Below are 18,223 nucleotides of genomic sequence, written 5' to 3'. Positions count from 1 at the left end.
CGCGTGAAGCGCGTGAATGCGTCGCGTGCGGCTCAGTTCTGCGGCAGCGTATCGGCGAACGACGGCCGCTGCAGCAGCTTCGCGAAGTGCTTGTCGAGGTTCGGGTGGCGATCGCGCCAGTTGAGCTCGGGCATCCGGAAGTCGAGATAGCCGAGCGCGCAGCCGAGTGCGATGTCGGCGAGCGTGTAATGATTACCGACGCACCACGTCTTGCCACCGAGGCCCTGCGACATCGCGACGAGGCCGTCGTCGATCTTGCGTTGCTGGCGCGTGATCCAGCTCGCGCTGCGCTGCGCCTCGTCGCGCATCGTATGTTCGACGCGAATCGCGACCGCCGCGTCGATCACGCCGTCGCCCAGCGCTTCCCAGCACCGCACCTCGAGGCGCTCGCGGCCCGACGGCGGAATCAGCTTGCCGACCGGCGACAGCGTATCGACGTATTCGCAGATCACGCGGGAATCAAACACCGCGGCACCATCCTCCATCACGAGGCACGGGACCTTGCCGAGCGGATTCGAGGCATGAATATCCGTCTCCGGCGCCCACACGTTCTCGAGCTCCAGCTTGTAGTCGATCTTCTTTTCAGCCAGCACGATCCGCGCCTTGCGGACGTACGGGCTGCTGAGCGAACCGATTAATTTCATCATCTGCCTTTTTAAGGGAACCGCCGAGAGTATACGTTGTCGCCGATCATAACCGGCCAGCGTCGCGCGACAGAAAATCGCCCGGACGGCCTGTGGATGGTTTGCAACAACCGCCGCGCGGGCCTTCCAGGGCGGCTTCCCGCCCCCTCTCTCACGCACGGCGTCCCGCGGCGCTACAATCGCACGAATGAACGCGCCCCTCGATACCGCCATCGCCGTCGACGTCTACCGCCAGCGCCGTGAACGCGTGCTTGCCGCACTGCGTGCCGCCGGCGGCGGCGTCGCCATCGTCCCCACCGCGCCCGAAGTGCCGCGCAACCGCGATACGGACTATCCGTACCGGTTCGACAGCTACTTCCACTACCTGACGGGCTTCAGCGAGCCGGATGCCGTGCTCGTGCTGAACGCGGCCGCGCCGCACGGCGCGCCGGAGTCGATCCTGTTCTGCCGCGCCAAGAACGCCGACCGCGAAATCTGGGAAGGCTTCCATTACGGGCCCGAAGCCGCGCGCGATGCGTTCGGCTTCGACGCCGCGTTCGCGGTCGACGTGATCGATACCGAGATGCCGCGCCTGCTCGCCGACGCGGGCACCGTGCACTACCGGTTCGGCGCATCGGCCGACTTCGAGCGCCGGCTCGCGGGCTGGGTCGACGCGGTGCGCGCGCTGGCGCGCACGGGTGTCGCCGCGCCGGACGCGATGCTCGACCTCACGCCGCTGCTCGACGACATGCGGCTCGTGAAGGACGAACACGAGCTCGCGATCATGATGCGCGCCGCGCACATCTCCGCCCTTGCGCACCGCCGCGCGATGCAGGCGTGCCGCCCCGGCATCCGCGAATACGAACTCGAGGCCGAGCTGCTGTATGTGTTCCGCAAGCACGGCGCGCAGTCGCCCGCGTACGGCTCGATCGTCGCGGCCGGCGCGAACGCGTGCGTGCTGCACTACCCGGCCGGCAACGCGGTCGCGCAAGATGGCGACCTGATCCTGATCGACGCCGCGTGCGAACTCGATGGCTACGCGTCGGACATCACGCGCACGTTCCCGGCCAACGGGCGCTTCTCGCCCGCGCAACGCACGCTGTACGACATCGTGCTCGCCGCGCAGCAGGCCGCGATCGACGCGACGCGCGCCGGCGTGCCGTTCGAGGCGCCGCACGACGCCGCCGTGCGCGTGCTCGCGCAGGGGCTGCTCGACACCGGCATCATCCCGAAATCGCGCTTCTCGAACGTCGACGACGTGATCGCCGAGCGCGCCTACGCACGCTTCTACATGCATCGCACCGGCCACTGGATCGGCATGGACGTGCACGATTGCGGCGACTACCGCGAGCGGCTCGCCGAGCGTGACGGCAACGGCGCGCTGCCGTGGCGCACGCTGAAAGCCGGCATGACGCTGACGATCGAGCCCGGCCTGTACGTGCGCGCCGCCGACGACGTGCCGCCCGAGTACTGGAACATCGGCATCCGCATCGAGGACGACGCGATCGTGCGCGAGCACGGCTGCGAGCTGATCACGCGCGGCGTGCCCGTCGCGGCGGACGAGATCGAAGCGCTGATGCGCGCGGGCGCATGACCGGCTGCCGCCGACCGTTACCTCCGTTTCACGAATCAAGATGACGACCGCCTCCTCCCCGGCCACGCCGGACTACGATCTCGCCATCGTCGGCGCGGGCCCCGTCGGGCTCGCGCTCGCCGGCTGGCTCGCGCGCCGCAGCGCCACGCAGCACGCATCGATCGCACTGATCGATGCACGCGAACCGGCCGCGAGCGCGAACGATCCGCGCGCGATCGCCGTGTCGCACGGCAGCCGCGTGCTGCTCGATACGCTCGCGTGGCCCGCCGACGCGACGCCGATCGAACATATCCACGTGTCGCAGCGCGGCCATTTCGGCCGCACGCTGATCGACCGCGACGAGCACGACGTCGCCGCGCTCGGCTATGTCGTACGCTACGGCTCGCTCGTGCAGGCGCTCGCGGGCGCCGTGCGCGGCACGCGCGTCGACTGGCTCACGTCGACCACCGCGCGCGCGCCGCAGCAGGATGCCGACGGCGTCACGCTGACGCTCGACGGCCCGCAGGGCGAGCGCACGCTGCGCGCACGCGTCGTCATCAATGCGGAAGGCGGGCTGTTCCACGAACAGCAGGCCGACGCCGGCAAACATCGCCGCGACTACGGGCAGACCGCGATCGTCGGCACGGTCACGGTATCGGCGCCGCGCCCGAACGTCGCGTGGGAACGCTTCACGCACGAAGGCCCGCTCGCGTTGCTGCCGCTCGGCGGGCCGCGCCAGGCCGAGTACGCGCTCGTCTGGTGCTGCACGCCCGACGAAGCGGCGCGGCGCGCCGCGCTGCCCGACGATGCGTTCCTGCGCGAGCTCGGCCGCGCATTCGGCGAACGCATGGGCGACTTCGTCGCGATCGCGGGCCGCGCATCGTTCCCGCTCGGCCTGACCGCCGCGCAGACGCTCGTCAACGGCCGCGTCGCGATCGTCGGCAATGCCGCGCAAACCCTGCACCCCGTCGCGGGCCAGGGGCTCAACCTCGGGCTGCGCGATGCGCATACGCTCGTCGATACACTGTCCGCCCAAGGCTTCGAGGCAACCGCACTCGCCACCTTCAACGCGCGCCGCGCACTCGACCGGCGCTTCACGATCGGCGCGACCGACACGCTGGCGCGCCTGTTCACGATCGACTCGGGCCCGCTCCCGCTGCTGCGCGGCGCGGCGCTCACCGCGCTGGAGTTCGTACCGCCGCTCAAGAAGGTGATCGCGCGACAGATGATGTTCGGCCAGCGCAACTGACCCGCGGCGCGCACAGTCGCGCCGCTCAAACCGGGTCAAATCGGCGGGGCATGGGAATACGGTAAAATGCGCGTTTCCGTCTGCCCTTTCCCTGCCCGCGCCCGCCGCGGGCGGTGCCATTGCGATGCCCGTTATCGGCCCTCACGTATTGCGTAACAACCTGTTCGTCGCCCCGATGGCCGGCGTGACGGATCGTCCGTTCCGCCAGCTCTGCAAGCGGCTGGGAGCCGGTTACGCCGTGTCCGAGATGGTCGCGTCCAACGCGCAGCTGTGGAAAAGCGCGAAGACGATGCGGCGCGCGAACCACGAAGGCGAGGTGGAACCGATTGCGGTCCAGATCGCCGGCGCCGATCCGGCGATGATGGCCGAAGCGGCCCGCTACAACGTCGACAACGGCGCGCAGATCATCGACATCAACATGGGCTGCCCGGCGAAGAAGGTCTGCAACGTCGCGGCCGGCTCCGCGCTGCTGCAGAACGAGCCGCTCGTGCAGCGCATCGTCGAGGCCGTCGTCGCGGCGGTCGGCACGGGGCCCGATGCGGTGCCCGTCACGCTGAAGATCCGCACCGGCTGGGATCGCGAGCACAAGAACGCGATCACGGTTGCGCGCCTGGCCGAAGCCGCCGGCATCTCGATGCTCACCGTGCACGGCCGCACGCGCGCCGACCTGTACCGCGGCGACGCCGAATACGACACCATCGCCGCCGTGAAGGCGGCCGTGCGGATTCCGGTGGTCGCGAACGGCGACATCACGTCGCCCGCGAAGGCGAAGGCCGTGCTCGACGCCACTGGCGCCGACGCCCTGATGATCGGTCGTGCCGCGCAAGGTCGGCCGTGGCTGTTCCGCGAAATCGATCATTTCCTGCAAACCGGCGAGCTGCTGCCCCCGCCGCGGATCGACGAGATCCAGCACGTGATGAACGAACACCTGGAAGACCACTACGCTTTCTATGGTGAATTCACGGGAGTCCGTACTGCGCGCAAGCACATCGGCTGGTACACTCGCGGCCTTTCCGGTGCCAACGGGTTCCGGCACAGGATGAACACGCTCGATTCCACCCGCGAGCAGCTCGCCGCCGTCAATGCCTTCTTCGAGGCGCAAAAGGCGCTGTCGGACCACCTCGTCTACGTCGATGACGAAGAGGAAAACGGCCAGGGCGAGTCGGACGACCATAACCAGTTAGCAGCATGAGCAAGCACAACATCGAACAATGTGTCCGCGAGAGCCTGGACGTGTATTTCCGGGATCTAGACGGCTCCAATCCGCACGACGTCTATGAAATGGTGATGTCCTGCGTCGAAAAGCCGATGCTCGAGGTCGTGCTCGTACAGGCCGGCGGCAACCAGTCGCTCGCCGCGGAGTACCTCGGCATCAATCGCAATACGCTGCGCAAGAAGCTGCAGCAGCACGGCCTGCTGTAGGCGGCCGTCCCGTCCCCGTTTCCCTGGCTATTGGTGGTTCCATCATGATCAAGCAAGCGCTCATTTCCGTTTCCGACAAGACCGGCATCGTCGACTTCGCGAAGTCGCTGTCCGACCTCGGCGTCAAGCTGCTGTCGACGGGCGGCACCGCGAAACTCCTCGCCGACGCCGGCCTGCCCGTGACCGAAGTGGCCGATTACACGGGCTTCCCGGAAATGCTCGATGGGCGCGTGAAGACGCTCCACCCGAAGGTGCACGGCGGCATCCTCGCCCGCCGCGACCTGCCCGAGCACATGCAGGCGCTGGAACAGCACGGCATCCCGACGATCGACCTGCTCGTCGTGAACCTGTACCCGTTCGTCGCGACGATCGCGAAGGACGACTGCACGCTCGCCGACGCGATCGAGAACATCGACATCGGCGGCCCGACGATGCTGCGCTCGGCCGCGAAGAACCACCGCGACGTGACGGTCGTCGTCGATCCGGCCGACTACGCGGTCGTGCTCGATGAAATGAAGGCGAACGGCAATGCGGTCGGCTACGCGACCAACTTCCGCCTCGCGACGAAGGTCTTCGCGCACACCGCGCAATACGACGGCGCGATCACGAACTACCTGACGAGCCTGACCGACGAGCTGAAGCACGCGTCGCGCAACGCATACCCGGCCACGCTGAACCTGGCGTTCGACAAGGTGCAGGACCTGCGCTACGGCGAGAACCCGCACCAGAGCGCCGCGTTCTACCGCGACCTCGCGACGCCGGCCGGCGCGCTGGCGAACTACCGCCAGCTGCAGGGCAAGGAACTGTCGTACAACAACATCGCCGATTCCGACGCGGCGTGGGAATGCGTGAAGACGTTCGACGCACCGGCGTGCGTGATCATCAAGCACGCGAACCCGTGCGGCGTCGCGGTCGGCAACGATTCGGCCGACGCATACGCGAAGGCATTCCAGACCGACCCGACGTCGGCATTCGGCGGCATCATCGCGTTCAACCGCGAAGTCGACGAAGCGGCTGCCCAGGCCGTCGCGAAGCAGTTCGTCGAAGTGCTGATCGCACCGTCGTTCTCCGACGCCGCGAAGCAGGTGTTCGCCGCGAAGCAGAACGTGCGCCTGCTCGAGATCGCACTCGGCGACGGCCATAACGCATTCGACCTGAAGCGCGTGGGCGGCGGCCTGCTCGTGCAGTCGCTCGATTCACGCAACGTGCAACCGGGCGAGCTGCGCGTCGTCACGAAGCGCCAGCCCACCGCGAAGGAAATGGACGACCTGCTGTTCGCATGGCGTGTCGCGAAGTACGTGAAGTCGAACGCGATCGTGTTCTGCGGCAACGGCATGACGCTCGGCGTCGGCGCAGGCCAGATGAGCCGCGTCGATTCCGCGCGCATCGCGAGCATCAAGGCGCAGAACGCCGGCCTGACGCTGGCCGGTTCGGCGGTGGCATCGGATGCGTTCTTCCCGTTCCGCGACGGCCTCGACGTCGTCGTGGCAGCCGGCGCGACCTGCGTGATCCAGCCGGGCGGCTCGATGCGCGACGACGAAGTGATCGCGGCAGCCGACGAGCACGGCATCGCGATGGTCCTGACGGGCGTACGCCACTTCCGTCACTGATCGCATGCGGCCCGCGCGGCCGCTGCACGACGACCCGGCGGCATCGCACCCGCCGGGTTTTTTATTGCACGGCGCCTTCGCGCACGACCGGGCGACCGGCTTGCCGCACCAATCGTTGTAGTATCGCTGCATCACGCCACTCTCCTCACTCATGCGAATTCTCGGCATCGACCCCGGCCTGCGCGTCACCGGCTTCGGCGTCATCGACGTCAGCGGCCACCGGCTCGCCTATGTCACGAGCGGCGTGATCCGCACGCCGACGGCCGACCTGGCCACCCGGCTCGGCACGATCTTCCAGGGCGTCTCGACCATCGTGCGCGAACACGCCCCCGACCAGGCCGCGATCGAAAAGGTGTTCGTCAACGTGAACCCGCAGTCGACGCTGCTGCTCGGCCAGGCGCGCGGCGCCGCGATCTGCGGCCTCGTCGCGGGCGGCCTGCCGGTCGCCGAATACACGGCGCTGCAGCTCAAGCAGGCCGTGGTCGGCTACGGCCGCGCGACCAAGACGCAGATGCAGGAAATGGTCACGCGGCTGCTCAACCTCTCCGGCCAACCGGGCTCCGACGCGGCCGACGCGCTCGGCATGGCGATCTGCCACGCGCACGGCGGCGATACGCTCAGCACGCTCGGCGGCCTCGCGCCGGCGCTCGCGAAGAAAGGGCTGCGCGTGCGGCGCGGGCGGCTGGTCGGCTGACGGCGGCGCGCATCGCGGCCCGGCACGTCGGCTCGACTGCGTTGGCCACCTTGGCTGCGCTGACCACCTTGATCGCTTTACCCGCGCCCGACGCGCCCGCGCCATGCATCGCCCCGGCCTGATGGCCGACTCCGTCGGCATCGCGCCGCACGTGCGCTACACTCGCGCTTTCTTCCTCGCATCAAGTCATCCATGATCGGTCGCATCGCCGGCATCCTGCTCGAAAAGAACCCGCCCCACCTGCTCGTCGACTGCAACGGCGTCGGCTACGAGATCGACGTGCCGATGAGCACCTTCTACAACCTGCCGCAAACCGGCGAGCGCGTCGTGCTGCTCACGCAGCAGATCGTCCGCGAGGACGCGCACCTGCTGTACGGCTTCCTGACGCCGCAGGAGCGCACGACCTTCCGCGAGCTGCTGAAGATCACCGGCATCGGCGCGCGCATGGCGCTCGCCGTGCTGTCCGGCATGAGCGTGCAGGAGCTCGCGCAGGCCGTGACGATGCAGGACGCCGCGCGCCTCACGCGCCTGCCCGGCATCGGCAAGAAGACGGCCGAACGCCTGCTGCTCGAACTGAAGGGCAAGCTCGGCGCCGATCTCGGCGCGCTCGCCGGCGCCGCCTCGCCGTCCGACCACGCGACCGACATCCTCAACGCGCTGCTCGCGCTCGGCTATTCCGAAAAGGAAGGCCTCGCCGCGATCAAGAACGTGCCGGCCGGCACCGGCGTATCCGAAGGCATCAAGCTCGCGTTGAAGGCGCTGTCGAAGGTCTAACGCCCGCGTGACGCGCTGCCGGGCGGTGCGTTGAAGCCAGTGTCGCGCAGCTGCGCAACGCTCGCCAGTCGGCCGTTCGGCCAGGTGGGCGGGACTGCGGCGCGCGGTACAATGGCCGCATGATTGAAACCGACAAACTCGCCACCGAGCAGCGGATCATCGCTGCCACGCCCGCCTCGTCGCACGAGGAGGTGTTCGAACGTGCGCTGCGGCCGCGCCAGCTCGACGACTACGTCGGCCAGGAAAAGGTGCGCGGCCAGCTCGAGATCTTCATCGAAGCCGCCAAGCGCCGCTCCGAGCCGCTCGACCACGTGCTGCTGTTCGGGCCGCCGGGCCTCGGCAAGACGACGCTCGCACACATCATCGCGCGGGAGATGGGCGTGAACCTGCGCCAGACGTCGGGCCCCGTGCTCGAGCGCGCGGGCGATCTCGCCGCGCTGCTGACGAACCTCGAAGCGAACGACGTGCTGTTCATCGACGAGATCCACCGGCTGTCGCCGGTCGTCGAGGAAATCCTGTATCCGGCACTCGAGGATTACCAGATCGACATCATGATCGGCGAAGGCCCGGCCGCACGCAGCGTGAAGCTCGACCTGCAGCCGTTCACGCTGGTCGGCGCCACCACCCGCGCCGGGATGCTGACCAACCCGCTGCGCGATCGTTTCGGGATCGTCGCACGCCTCGAGTTCTACGATGCCGATCAACTGTCGCGCATCGTGCGGCGCTCGGCATCGCTGCTGAACGCGCAGATCGATCCGAACGGCGCGCTCGAAATCGCGAAGCGCTCGCGCGGCACGCCGCGGATCGCGAACCGGCTGCTGCGCCGCGTGCGCGACTTCGCGGAAGTGAAGGCCGACGGCCAGATCACCGCGGCCGTCGCCGATGCCGCGCTCGCGATGCTCGACGTCGATCCGGTCGGCTTCGACCTGATGGACCGCAAGCTGCTCGAGGCGATCCTGTACAAGTTCGACGGCGGCCCGGTCGGCATCGACAACCTCGCGGCGGCGATCGGCGAAGAGCGCGACACGATCGAGGACGTACTCGAGCCGTACCTGATCCAGCAGGGCTTCCTGCAGCGCACGCCGCGCGGGCGCGTCGCGACGCTGCTCACGTATCGCCACTTCGGGCTTTCCGTGCCCGACACCGGCCGCACCGAACGCGGCGAGTGGGATACCCCCGACGGGAAGTAACCCGTCGCCCGAGCCGCCCCACCATGACGACGCCACCCAGCTCCCGCCCCGCCGCACCCGCACCGGGCCCGCGCTGGGCCGAGCCGATCCGCAAGCGGCTCGTGGCCGGCGTCACGCACCTGACCGTGGGTGGCGGCGGCCCGTCACTCGACCTCTCTTCACCGCCGGGAGACCCGGGGCTGTTCGGTCCCGAGGCCGTCTGCTGGCGTGTGCATGCCGACTTCACGTCGATGATGACGGGCGGCATCGCGGCGCTGCTGCTGCAGGCGCTCCACCCGCTCGCGCTCGCGGGCGTCTGGGATCACTCGTCGTTCCGCACCGACATCCTCGGCCGCTTGCGACGCACCGCCACGTTCATCACCGGTACGACGTTCGGCAGTCGCGCGGACGCCCTCGCGCTGATCGAGCGCGTGAAATCGATCCACGCGCACATCTCGGGCACCGCGCCGGACGGCCGCCCGTACCGCGCCGACGATCCGGCGTTGCTGACATGGGTGCATGTCGCGGAAGTGTCGAGTTTCCTCGCCGCGCATCTGCGCTATGTGAATCCCGCGCTGCCGGGCGAGTTGCAGGACCGCTACTACGCCGAAACGGCATTGGTCGCCGAGCTGCTCGGCGCACACGAGGTGCCCCGTTCGCGTGCCGAGGTGGCCGCCTATCTCGCGCGCATGCAGCCCGAGCTCGAGGCCGGGCCGCGCACGTTCGACGTGATGTCCATCCTGCTGAACGTGCCGGTCGCGAAGCCCGCGCTGCGGCCGGCCGCGTCGCTGGTGATGCATGCAGGCATCGACCTGCTGCCGCCGTGGGCGCAACGCATGCTCGGCGTGTCGGCGTTCGCGCCGCTGCGCCGCGCGGTGGTCCGGCCGGGCATCCGGGTCGTCGCACCCGTGCTGCGCTGGGCGCTCGTGAACGGCGCGTCAAAACGTGCGCGCCGCCGCGCCACCGCGACGCCGCCCGACGGCACCCCGCCTGCCTGACGATTCGCTTCCTCCTATCATTTCAATTTACTGTCAAATACCTGTGACAAGCTGACGGGCTTGCACCCGCGCACGGTCGCACGTGCCGTACGTCCCGCCTGTCCGTGACCCGCGCGGTGTCCCGCCCACCCGACCGACACCCGATGCCCGCGATGCCACGCCTGCCGATCCGTTTCGCCCTTGCCGCCAGCCTGTCCACCGTCTTCGCCCTCGCCGCCTGCGGAGGCGACGACGTCACCGCCGTCGCGCGTTCGGACGCGCAAACGCCGTCCGGCGGCACCCCGACCACGCCTGCCCCCACGCCGCCCGCCACCGTCACGCCGCAACCGGGCAAGTGGAAGGCCGCTCGCGCCGGCGACCTGATCGACGTGACGCTCGGCGACCTCCATCCGACGCAAGGCGCGATCGGCTACGACCAGATCTATTACAAGCTCGGCCGCTACGAACTGCAGCCCGACAAGAAATTCGACGACTTCTGCGCGGACGAGGGCCTCGGCGGCGTCGCGTCGAGCGGCTACACAGCCAGGTCGACGCTGCGCGAGCCCGCGAGCTACACGTGCACGACGACCGACGCGAACGCCCGCGACCGCTCGGTGCTGAACCCGGTCGTGATCGGCCCGAACGGCGATGCGCTGTACCTGACCGACGGCCACCACGGCCTGTCGACCTACTACGAGACGCCCGACGGCGGCCCGGCGCTGCACGTGCACGTCGTCGTCAAGGACAACCTCAGCGACTACTCGGGCGACGCGTTCTGGCAGCAGATGCAGAGCCGCGGCTATCTGCGCCTCAAGAACGGAGAAGGCAAGCCGATCACGACCGCGCAACTGCCGACCGGGCTCGGCCTGACACTCGGGATGACGAACGACCGCTACCGCTCGCTCGTCTATTTCACGCGCGACATCGGCTACAGCAAGCCCGCACAAGCCACCGACTATCTCGAGTTCTACTGGGCCGACTGGCTGCGCGCGCAACCGGGCACGTTCGCGCTCGCCGGCTATGACCTGACGCGCGCCGGCACAACCGACCCGGATCCGGCGAAGGCCGACACCGGCTACCTGAACGCGGTCTGGAATGCGTCGACGCGCATGGTCGCGGCCACGGACCCGGTGATCGACGGCAAGACGGGCGCCGACCTCGGGCGCGCGGACACGATCAACGGCGGCAAGAAATACAACAAGGGGGAATTCGACAAGCTGCGCCAGCCGATCACGGCGGACAAGCCCGGCAAGATCGCGTACGCGCTCGACTACAAGACGCGCCACGCGCTGCCGCAGTAAGCAGCCGGCACCACGCAGGAAAGAAGTCCCGGCCGGCGATGCCGGACGGGCCTGCTGGCTCAGAGCACCTTGCGGTACCCGTCGTCGTCGCTCGCGGCGTCCAGGTGCGACACGTCGGCCCACTGCACGACCTGCGCGCGGCCGTCGACGTAATCGACGACGTTGATGCTCGTGTTGAGCAGCTGATAATTGCGCGGCGCCGACAGCTCGATGCCGTTCGCGAAACGATAGACGCAGTCGAGCACGCCGCCATGCGCGACGCACGCGATCCGGCCACCCGGATGCTCGGCGACGATCGGTTCGAGTGCATGCAGCACGCGGTGATAGAACTCGCGCTGCGACTCGCCGCCCTCCGGCGCGAAGCCGGGGTCGCGCGTCTGCCAGGCCGCGTACGCGTCGGGGAACAGCGTCTCGATCTCGGCGCTGTCGTGCCCCTGAAACTGGCCGTACGAGCGTTCGCGCAGCCCTTCCCGCAGCCGCGGCGCAAGCCCGAGCGCGTCGGCGAACGGCTGCGCGGTCTGCTGCGCACGCATCAGGTCGCTCGAATAGATCGCGTCGAGCCGTGCACCGTCACGCGCGTCGCGTGCGAGCCGTGCGGCCAGCTTTTGTGCCTGCTCGAGGCCCGTTTCGGCCAGCGGGATGTCGATATGCCCCTGAATGCGCTTGATGCGATTCCAGGCCGTCTCGCCATGGCGGATGAAAAGAATCTGCGTGGTGGCCATCGCGGCGCGTCTCCGGGGAAGAATCAGGGCCGCACTTGCAGCCAGAAGGTCACGGGACCGTCGTTGACGAGCGACACCTGCATGTCGGCGCCGAACTCGCCCGTCTCGACGACCGGATGGCGCGCCCGCGCGGCCGCCACGAAATAGTCGAACAGCCGCGCGCCTTCGTCGGGCGGCGCGGCCGGCGTGAAGCTCGGACGCAGCCCGCTGTTGGTATCGGCCGCCAGCGTGAACTGCGACACGAGCAGCAGGCCACCTGCACGGCCCTCACCGTCGATATTCGACACCGGCAGGTTCATCTTGCCGGCGGCGTCGCTGAACACGCGGTAGCCGAGCATCTTCGCGAGCAGCTTGTCGGCCGCTGCGTCGGTGTCGCCGCGCTCCGCGCAGACCAGCGCGAGCAGGCCCGCGCCGATCTCGCCCGTCGTGCGATCGCCGACGCGCACGTCGGCGCGCTTCACGCGCTGGATCAGCGCGATCATGCGGTCAGCGTGACGCGTGCGAAGCGGCGCTTGCCGACCTGCACGACGAACTCGCCGGCGTCGACCTTCAGGCCCTTGTCCGACACGGTCGCGCCATCGATCTTCACGCCGCCCTGCTCGATGTTGCGCAGCGCCTCGCTCGTCGACGGCACGAGGCCGGCCTGCTTCAGCAACTGGCCGATCGCGAGCGGCGCGCCCGCGAGCGTGACCGACGGAATGTCGTCCGGCACGCCGCCCTTCGCGCGGTGGTTGAAGTCCTCGAGCGCACGCTCGGCGTCGGCCTGCGAGTGGAAGCGCGCGACGATTTCCTGCGCGAGCAGCACCTTGAAGTCGCGCGGGTTGCGGCCGCCTTTGATCTCGCGCTTGAAGCCGTCGATCTCGTCCATCGGACGGAACGACAGCAGCTCGAAGTAACGCCACATCAGCGTGTCCGAGATGCTCATCAGCTTGCCGAACATGTCGTTCGGCTGCTCGCTGATGCCGACGTAGTTGCCCTTCGACTTCGACATCTTCTCGACGCCGTCGAGGCCTTCGAGCAGCGGCATCGTGAGAATGCACTGCTGTTCCTGGCCATACTGCTTCTGCAGTTCGCGGCCGACCAGCAGGTTGAATTTCTGGTCGGTGCCGCCGAGCTCGAGGTCGGCGTTCAGCGCGACCGAGTCGTAGCCCTGCATCAGCGGGTACAGGAATTCGTGGATCGAGATCGGCACGCCGCCCTGGAAGCGCTTCGTGAAATCCTCGCGCTCGAGGATCCGCGCGACCGTGTAGCGCGACGCGAGCTTGATCATCCCGTCCGCGCCGAGCGGCATCGACCATTCGCTGTTGTAGCGGATTTCGGTCTTGTCGCGGTCGAGCACGAGCGCGGCCTGCTCGAAGTAGGTCTTCGCGTTCGATTCGATCTGTTCGCGCGTGAGCGGCGGGCGCGTCGCGTTGCGGCCCGACGGGTCGCCGATCAGCGACGTGAAATCGCCGATCAGGAAGATGACCGTGTGGCCGAGGTCCTGCAGCTGACGCATCTTGTTCAGCACGACCGTGTGGCCGATGTGGATGTCAGGCGCGGTCGGGTCGAGGCCGAGCTTGATGCGAAGCGGCGTGCCCGTCGCCGCGCTGCGCGCGAGCTTCTGCGCGAACTCTTCCTCGACCAGCAGCTCGTCGACGCCGCGCTTCGTGACGGCGAGCGCATGCCGGACTTCGTCGGTGATCGGGAAAACAGGCTTGGAACTGGGTTCGGTGCTCATCGGTGCCAGGAAGAATGTCGCAAAAACAGGGATTTTCCCATAACTTGCGCGCCCATCGCTTAACGGCGCGTCACGTTGCGCGGATAATCGGGCGCAAGGCGCGCGGCACCAGCCCGCGCCGCACGATCCAGGAGAACCCAACGTGCCGCAACGACAGCCGCAACATGCCCATCCGGCCGACGGCATCTACTTCGGGCTGATGTCGGGAACCAGCATGGACGGCGTCGATGGCGTCGCCGTGCGCTTCGAGGCCGGCCGTGCGCCGGTCGTGCTCGCGGAAGCGTTCGTCGGCTTCGCGCAATCGCTGCGCGACGCACTGTTCGCGCTGCAGCAGCCCGGCCACGATGAAATCGACCGCGAATCGCTCGCGGCGAACGCGCTGGTCGCGCGTTATGCGGTGTGCTGCCATGAATTGCAGCGCACGGCCGGGCTGTCGCGCGACGAGATCCATGCGATCGGCGTGCACGGCCAGACCGTGCGCCATCGCCCCGAGCGCGGCTATACGCGGCAGATCAACAACCCGGCACTGCTCGCCGAGCTGACCCAGGTCGACGTGATCGCCGATTTCCGCAGCCGCGACGTCGCCGCGGGCGGCCATGGCGCGCCGCTCGCGCCGGCCTTCCATGCGACGGTGTTCGGCGCGCCGGGCGAAACGCGCGTCGTCTGCAATCTCGGCGGGATCAGCAACATCACGATCCTGCCCGGCGAAGGCGGCGACGTGCGCGGCTTCGACTGCGGCCCCGCGAACGCGCTGCTCGACGAATGGGCAACCCGCCATCTCGGCAAGCCGTACGACGAGGGCGGCAAGTTCGCCGCGCGCGGCACCGTCCACGCGCCGCTGCTCGACGCGCTGCTCGACGAGCCGTATTTCGCCGCACCGCCGCCGAAAAGCACCGGGCGCGACCTGTTCAATCCCGCATGGCTCGACGCGAAGCTCGCCGCGTTCGCGCAGGTCACGCCGGAGGACGTGCAGGCGACCCTTACCGCGCTCACGGCCGTGTCGATCGCACGCGAGATCGCGCAGCACGCAGCGGGCTGCAAGGCCGTGTTCGTCTGCGGCGGCGGCGCACGCAATCCGGTGCTGCTCGACGCGCTCCGGAACGCACTGCGCGAGGCCGGCGTGCCGGCCACGGTCGATACGACGGCCGCGCTCGGCGTGCCGCCGCAGCAGGTCGAGGCGCTCGCCTTCGCGTGGCTCGCGTACCGCTTCACCGCGCGCCAGCCCGGCAATCTCGCGACGGTCACGGGCGCAGCCGGCAATCGCGTGCTGGGCGCGCTCTATCCGCGCTGACGCGGCGCCTGCCGCACGGCGCGCGCCGCATCGCCAATGCGAACGGGCATAAAAAAACGGGGCATGAAGCCCCGTTTTTTATTCCGGCGAACCGGATCGGATCTTCCGTGTGCTCAGACCGAGAACGACGAGCCGCACCCGCAGGTGGTGCTCGCGTTCGGGTTCTTGATCACGAACTGGGCGCCGTTGAGGTCGTCCTTGTAGTCGATCTCGGCGCCGACCAGGTACTGGTAGCTCATCGAGTCGATCAGGAGCTGGACGCCGTTCTTGTTCATCACGGTGTCGTCCTCGTTGACTTCCTCGTCGAACGTGAAGCCATACTGGAAGCCGGAGCAGCCGCCGCCCTGCACGAACACGCGCAGCTTCAGGTCGGGATTGCCCTCTTCGTCGATCAGTTGCTTGACCTTGTCGGCTGCGGCGTCGGTGAAGACGAACGGAACCGGCATTTCGGCCGTCGTTGCTGCGGATTCGGTAACAGCGTTCATTGCGAACTCTCCAAAAAGCTTTAGCCGCTATTGTAGGGCCGATCAGAAGATCGTGCTGAAGTCCATGAAATCAATAGGTTCTTGTCGATTTCATCAAACTCGCCCGCGCGGGCCGCGGCAGCACGCGCCTGGAAGCGGACATAAAAAAACCGCCAGCGCGAACGCTGGCGGTTTTTCCGGCGGACGCCGCCCGGGAGCGGCGAGGCCATGAAGCGGAATTAACGCTTCGAGAACTGCTTTGCGCGACGTGCCTTGCGCAGACCAACCTTCTTACGCTCGACTTCACGTGCATCGCGCGTGACGAAGCCTGCGTTCGACAGCGACGGCTTCAGCGTCGCATCGTAGTCGATCAGTGCACGGGTGATGCCGTGGCGCACTGCACCTGCCTGACCCGTTTCGCCGCCGCCGTTGACGTTGACCTTGATGTCGAACGTCTGGCCGTGGTTCGTGAGTTCCAGCGGTTGACGCACGATCATCAGCGACGTTTCGCGCGAGAAGTAGTCAGCGATGGGCTTGCCGTTGACGATGATGTCGCCCTTGCCAGCCTTGATGAAGACACGTGCGACTGCGCTCTTGCGGCGGCCCGTACCGTAGTTCCAGTTACCGATCATGTGGGCTCCCCTTAGATCTCGAGCGCCTTCGGCTGTTGCGCCGAATGCGGATGCGTAGCTTCAGCGTAGACCTTCAGCTTCTTGATCATCGCGTAGCCGAGCGGGCCCTTCGGCAGCATGCCCTTGACCGCTTTCTCGAGCGCGCGGCCCGGGAAGCGTTCTTGCATCTTGCCGAACGTCGTTTCATAGATGCCGCCCGGGTAGCCCGAGTGACGGTAGTACTTCTTGTCCAGAGTCTTGTTGCCCGTGACCTTCAACTTGCTTGCGTTGATGATGATGATGAAATCACCAGTGTCGACGTGCGGGGTGAACTCAGGCTTGTGCTTGCCGCGCAGACGGCGTGCCACTTCGCTGGCAACACGGCCGAGAACCTTATCCGTCGCGTCAATCACGTACCATTCGCGCGTCACCTCATGGGCTTTTGCGGAAAACGTCTTCATGATCGATCCAAAAAAATTGCTTAGCCCGATGTGTTCTTCCTGCTTGTCTGTGTGCGCTTCGAGGCGCGGTGCAGGCTCTCCCTGTTCTTTTTCCGTGGGCATGAATGCGGAAAAGCCCTGAATTATAAAGGAAATACGGCAACGCGGTCAAAGGGAATCCACTCCCCGTGCCCACGGCGGCCGAAATGGGCCAAAATCCGTTCGTGCCCCGACAAGCCAGGCGAACCGAGCGCCCGGGGAGGCACCCATCGACGCGCGGCACATGACCATCCCGCGCCAGACCGGCCGAATCTGGAAAACAACAAACAAGCATGATGAATCAACGACTTACGCCCTTCCTTGCGGCCGCACTGCTGGCCGCCGCGGCGCCTGCCGTCGCCGCCCGCACCGACTGCGAAGCCAAGCTCGACGCACTCGATACCCGCATTACCGAAGCCCGCGCCGCCCATGCCGAGGATCGCGTCGCCCGCCTGCGCGCGGTGCGCGAACGCGTCCGCCACTTCTGCGCACGCGGCCATGGTCATGCGTCGGCCGTCCACGTGCCGGCGCCTGATGCTCGCTCACCCGGCACGCCGTCCGGCGGCGCGACGTCACGGTCGGACGCAAAGCAACCTGCGTAACGATGCCGGGATGCCGGGGCGCGCAAGCCGCGCGCCGATGTTTGCATGGGACGAAAAAAAGCCCGAACGGCTGGTTCGGGCTTAATCCACCATAGGAGGAGGGTGGAGGAGACATTCGGAGGTTGCCGCAGCGCGACAACCAATGAGGCTCATTATACGAATGCGTCGCCGACTTCACAAGAAAATTTGCATTACGAAATCAAACACCATAATGCGGAATATTTCGCATCTCGTTTGAAAAATTCATTTTCCCTTTGAAATCAATCACCTGATCCCGTCGGGCAGGCTCGAAAACGCCCCGCTTCTAGAGCAAAACCCCTAAATCCGAACGGGAAATGGCCGTCCGGCGCGTCGCTCGTGCGGCGCCGGCATTGCGCGTCGTGCAGCGCATCAGCCGTCCGTTGCGCAGCGGGCTACAATGCCGGATCGAATCCGAATCAGGCAACGCTGGAGTGCAAGCATGGAATGCAAAGTAAGCTGGATGGGCCAGGACGGCATGGCGTTTTCCGCCGAGACCGGCAGCGGCCACCTCGTCACGATGGATGGCGCGCCCGAAGGCGGCGGCCACAACCTCGCGCCGCGCCCGATGGAAATGGTGCTGCTCGGCACCGGCGGCTGCACGGCCTATGACGTCGTGCTGATCCTGAAGAAGAGCCGCCAGGAAGTCAGCGGCTGCTCGGTCACGCTGAAGGCCGAGCGCGCGAGCGAAGATCCGAAGGTGTTCACGAAGGTGCACTTCCACTTCACCGTCACCGGGCGCAACCTGAACCCGTCCACGGTCGAACGCGCGATCAACCTGTCGCACGACAAGTATTGCTCCGCGTCGATCATGATCGCGAAGACGGCCGAACTCACGCATTCGTTCGACATCGTCGCCGGCTGAACGCACGGCGAGCGCGCATGAAAAAAGGGCCGGCGCTCCGCGGGGAGACGCCGGCCCTT

General features: G+C 67.4%; 21 protein-coding genes. 13 read left to right on the top strand and 8 right to left on the bottom strand.

The window, feature by feature from the left end; genetic code table 11:
* Positions 1-32: 32 nt before the first annotated feature.
* On the bottom strand, positions 33-647 hold the full coding sequence (locus CFB39_RS03345; RefSeq protein WP_089472156.1) for a glutathione S-transferase family protein: 615 nt from the start codon (positions 645-647) through the stop codon (positions 33-35).
* 184 nt (positions 648-831) lie between these two features.
* On the opposite strand from CFB39_RS03345, the gene CFB39_RS03340 reads away from it, so the two are divergent.
* From CFB39_RS03340 to CFB39_RS03295, 10 genes are all read left to right on the top strand, one after another.
* The gene (locus CFB39_RS03340) at positions 832-2,217 is read left to right on the top strand and encodes an aminopeptidase P N-terminal domain-containing protein (protein WP_089472155.1); all 1,386 of its coding nucleotides are present in this window, start codon (positions 832-834) and stop codon (positions 2,215-2,217) included.
* Positions 2,218-2,257: 40 nt separating this feature from the next.
* Entirely contained in the window at positions 2,258-3,445 is a 1,188-nt protein-coding gene (locus tag CFB39_RS03335) for a UbiH/UbiF/VisC/COQ6 family ubiquinone biosynthesis hydroxylase (protein ID WP_089430609.1), read from the top strand.
* A gap of 124 nt (positions 3,446-3,569) precedes the next feature.
* Positions 3,570-4,637 (top strand): tRNA dihydrouridine synthase DusB, encoded by a 1,068-nt coding sequence (dusB, locus tag CFB39_RS03330; RefSeq protein WP_006497523.1) that lies wholly within the window; start codon positions 3,570-3,572, stop codon positions 4,635-4,637.
* Positions 4,634-4,867 carry a Fis family transcriptional regulator gene (locus tag CFB39_RS03325; RefSeq protein WP_006476892.1) on the top strand — a complete coding sequence of 78 codons (234 nt, stop codon included), beginning with the start codon at positions 4,634-4,636 and terminating at the stop codon, positions 4,865-4,867. The genes dusB and CFB39_RS03325 overlap by 4 nt, the downstream gene beginning before the upstream one ends.
* 44 nt (positions 4,868-4,911) lie before the next feature.
* Positions 4,912-6,477, top strand: coding sequence for a bifunctional phosphoribosylaminoimidazolecarboxamide formyltransferase/IMP cyclohydrolase (purH, locus tag CFB39_RS03320; RefSeq protein ID WP_089472154.1), 1,566 nt, complete (start codon positions 4,912-4,914; stop codon positions 6,475-6,477).
* Between the two features lie 151 nt (positions 6,478-6,628).
* Complete coding sequence (gene ruvC / locus CFB39_RS03315; RefSeq protein ID WP_039361444.1) at positions 6,629-7,171, top strand: crossover junction endodeoxyribonuclease RuvC; 543 nt, start codon at positions 6,629-6,631, stop codon at positions 7,169-7,171.
* Between the two features lie 192 nt (positions 7,172-7,363).
* A complete protein-coding gene (gene ruvA, locus CFB39_RS03310; RefSeq protein ID WP_014898064.1) occupies positions 7,364-7,945 on the top strand; it encodes a Holliday junction branch migration protein RuvA in 582 nt (193 codons plus the stop codon).
* Between the two features lie 119 nt (positions 7,946-8,064).
* Positions 8,065-9,135 (top strand): Holliday junction branch migration DNA helicase RuvB, encoded by a 1,071-nt coding sequence (gene ruvB, locus CFB39_RS03305; protein ID WP_089430607.1) that lies wholly within the window; start codon positions 8,065-8,067, stop codon positions 9,133-9,135.
* 23 nt (positions 9,136-9,158) lie between these two features.
* Positions 9,159-10,112 carry an oxygenase MpaB family protein gene (locus CFB39_RS03300; RefSeq protein WP_089430606.1) on the top strand — a complete coding sequence of 318 codons (954 nt, stop codon included), beginning with the start codon at positions 9,159-9,161 and terminating at the stop codon, positions 10,110-10,112.
* Positions 10,113-10,255: 143 nt separating this feature from the next.
* Positions 10,256-11,392 carry a ParB/Srx family N-terminal domain-containing protein gene (locus CFB39_RS03295; RefSeq protein WP_373452719.1) on the top strand — a complete coding sequence of 379 codons (1,137 nt, stop codon included), beginning with the start codon at positions 10,256-10,258 and terminating at the stop codon, positions 11,390-11,392.
* Positions 11,393-11,451: 59 nt separating this feature from the next.
* Here CFB39_RS03295 and CFB39_RS03290 read toward each other — a convergent pair whose 3' ends face one another.
* The 3 genes from CFB39_RS03290 to tyrS are packed head-to-tail and all read right to left on the bottom strand — an operon-like array spanning position 11,452 to position 13,834.
* Positions 11,452-12,114 carry a histidine phosphatase family protein gene (locus CFB39_RS03290; RefSeq protein ID WP_089424501.1) on the bottom strand — a complete coding sequence of 221 codons (663 nt, stop codon included), beginning with the start codon at positions 12,112-12,114 and terminating at the stop codon, positions 11,452-11,454.
* A 23-nt stretch (positions 12,115-12,137) separates the two neighbouring features.
* Positions 12,138-12,596 (bottom strand): D-aminoacyl-tRNA deacylase, encoded by a 459-nt coding sequence (gene dtd, locus CFB39_RS03285; protein WP_011350959.1) that lies wholly within the window; start codon positions 12,594-12,596, stop codon positions 12,138-12,140.
* Positions 12,593-13,834: a tyrosine--tRNA ligase gene (gene tyrS / locus CFB39_RS03280; protein ID WP_089472153.1), complete on the bottom strand. Its 1,242-nt coding sequence runs from the start codon at positions 13,832-13,834 to the stop codon at positions 12,593-12,595. The genes dtd and tyrS overlap by 4 nt, the downstream gene beginning before the upstream one ends.
* A 142-nt stretch (positions 13,835-13,976) precedes the next feature.
* On the opposite strand from tyrS, the gene CFB39_RS03275 reads away from it, so the two are divergent.
* Positions 13,977-15,125 carry an anhydro-N-acetylmuramic acid kinase gene (locus tag CFB39_RS03275; protein ID WP_089472152.1) on the top strand — a complete coding sequence of 383 codons (1,149 nt, stop codon included), beginning with the start codon at positions 13,977-13,979 and terminating at the stop codon, positions 15,123-15,125.
* Positions 15,126-15,238: 113 nt separating this feature from the next.
* Here the strand turns inward: CFB39_RS03275 and erpA are convergent, their stop codons facing one another.
* From erpA to rplM, 4 genes are read right to left on the bottom strand one after another with little or no spacing between them, the layout of a single operon-like run.
* Positions 15,239-15,610, bottom strand: coding sequence for an iron-sulfur cluster insertion protein ErpA (erpA, locus tag CFB39_RS03270; RefSeq protein ID WP_011350956.1), 372 nt, complete (start codon positions 15,608-15,610; stop codon positions 15,239-15,241).
* 20 nt (positions 15,611-15,630) lie between these two features.
* Positions 15,631-15,819, bottom strand: coding sequence for a hypothetical protein (locus tag CFB39_RS40095; RefSeq protein WP_179254788.1), 189 nt, complete (start codon positions 15,817-15,819; stop codon positions 15,631-15,633).
* A 9-nt stretch (positions 15,820-15,828) separates the two neighbouring features.
* Positions 15,829-16,221, bottom strand: coding sequence for a 30S ribosomal protein S9 (rpsI, locus tag CFB39_RS03265; protein ID WP_011883283.1), 393 nt, complete (start codon positions 16,219-16,221; stop codon positions 15,829-15,831).
* 11 nt (positions 16,222-16,232) lie between these two features.
* The gene (rplM, locus tag CFB39_RS03260; RefSeq protein WP_009687896.1) at positions 16,233-16,661 is read right to left on the bottom strand and encodes a 50S ribosomal protein L13; all 429 of its coding nucleotides are present in this window, start codon (positions 16,659-16,661) and stop codon (positions 16,233-16,235) included.
* A 311-nt stretch (positions 16,662-16,972) separates the two neighbouring features.
* Between rplM and CFB39_RS03255 the strand changes: the two genes are divergently transcribed.
* Together CFB39_RS03255 and CFB39_RS03250 are read left to right on the top strand one after the other, a co-directional pair.
* Positions 16,973-17,281 carry a DUF1090 family protein gene (locus CFB39_RS03255; protein ID WP_089472151.1) on the top strand — a complete coding sequence of 103 codons (309 nt, stop codon included), beginning with the start codon at positions 16,973-16,975 and terminating at the stop codon, positions 17,279-17,281.
* A gap of 418 nt (positions 17,282-17,699) precedes the next feature.
* Positions 17,700-18,164, top strand: coding sequence for an OsmC family protein (locus tag CFB39_RS03250; RefSeq protein ID WP_172625585.1), 465 nt, complete (start codon positions 17,700-17,702; stop codon positions 18,162-18,164).
* The last annotated feature ends 59 nt before the right edge of the window (positions 18,165-18,223 follow it).

Origin of the sequence: Burkholderia sp. AU6039, assembly GCF_002223365.1 — a bacterium.
In the GTDB taxonomy this organism is placed as follows: domain Bacteria; phylum Pseudomonadota; class Gammaproteobacteria; order Burkholderiales; family Burkholderiaceae; genus Burkholderia.
The sequence above is the reverse complement of the archived record's forward strand: the minus strand, read 5'-3'. Positions and strand labels throughout refer to the sequence as shown.

Bases quoted from the DNA above. Each gene is read 5' to 3' on its own strand.
- CFB39_RS03345 (WP_089472156.1), bottom strand. From the start codon at position 647: ATGATGAAATTAATCGGTTCGCTCAGCAGCCCGTACGTCCGCAAGGCG.
- CFB39_RS03340 (WP_089472155.1), top strand. From the start codon at position 832: ATGAACGCGCCCCTCGATACCGCCATCGCCGTCGACGTCTACCGCCAG.
- CFB39_RS03335 (WP_089430609.1), top strand. From the start codon at position 2,258: ATGACGACCGCCTCCTCCCCGGCCACGCCGGACTACGATCTCGCCATC.
- dusB (WP_006497523.1), top strand. From the start codon at position 3,570: ATGCCCGTTATCGGCCCTCACGTATTGCGTAACAACCTGTTCGTCGCC.
- CFB39_RS03325 (WP_006476892.1), top strand. From the start codon at position 4,634: ATGAGCAAGCACAACATCGAACAATGTGTCCGCGAGAGCCTGGACGTG.
- purH (WP_089472154.1), top strand. From the start codon at position 4,912: ATGATCAAGCAAGCGCTCATTTCCGTTTCCGACAAGACCGGCATCGTC.
- ruvC (WP_039361444.1), top strand. From the start codon at position 6,629: ATGCGAATTCTCGGCATCGACCCCGGCCTGCGCGTCACCGGCTTCGGC.
- ruvA (WP_014898064.1), top strand. From the start codon at position 7,364: ATGATCGGTCGCATCGCCGGCATCCTGCTCGAAAAGAACCCGCCCCAC.
- ruvB (WP_089430607.1), top strand. From the start codon at position 8,065: ATGATTGAAACCGACAAACTCGCCACCGAGCAGCGGATCATCGCTGCC.
- CFB39_RS03300 (WP_089430606.1), top strand. From the start codon at position 9,159: ATGACGACGCCACCCAGCTCCCGCCCCGCCGCACCCGCACCGGGCCCG.
- CFB39_RS03295 (WP_373452719.1), top strand. From the start codon at position 10,256: ATGCCCGCGATGCCACGCCTGCCGATCCGTTTCGCCCTTGCCGCCAGC.
- CFB39_RS03290 (WP_089424501.1), bottom strand. From the start codon at position 12,114: ATGGCCACCACGCAGATTCTTTTCATCCGCCATGGCGAGACGGCCTGG.
- dtd (WP_011350959.1), bottom strand. From the start codon at position 12,596: ATGATCGCGCTGATCCAGCGCGTGAAGCGCGCCGACGTGCGCGTCGGC.
- tyrS (WP_089472153.1), bottom strand. From the start codon at position 13,834: ATGAGCACCGAACCCAGTTCCAAGCCTGTTTTCCCGATCACCGACGAA.
- erpA (WP_011350956.1), bottom strand. From the start codon at position 15,610: ATGAACGCTGTTACCGAATCCGCAGCAACGACGGCCGAAATGCCGGTT.
- CFB39_RS40095 (WP_179254788.1), bottom strand. From the start codon at position 15,819: ATGGCCTCGCCGCTCCCGGGCGGCGTCCGCCGGAAAAACCGCCAGCGT.
- rpsI (WP_011883283.1), bottom strand. From the start codon at position 16,221: ATGATCGGTAACTGGAACTACGGTACGGGCCGCCGCAAGAGCGCAGTC.
- rplM (WP_009687896.1), bottom strand. From the start codon at position 16,661: ATGAAGACGTTTTCCGCAAAAGCCCATGAGGTGACGCGCGAATGGTAC.
- CFB39_RS03255 (WP_089472151.1), top strand. From the start codon at position 16,973: ATGATGAATCAACGACTTACGCCCTTCCTTGCGGCCGCACTGCTGGCC.
- CFB39_RS03250 (WP_172625585.1), top strand. From the start codon at position 17,700: ATGCCGGATCGAATCCGAATCAGGCAACGCTGGAGTGCAAGCATGGAA.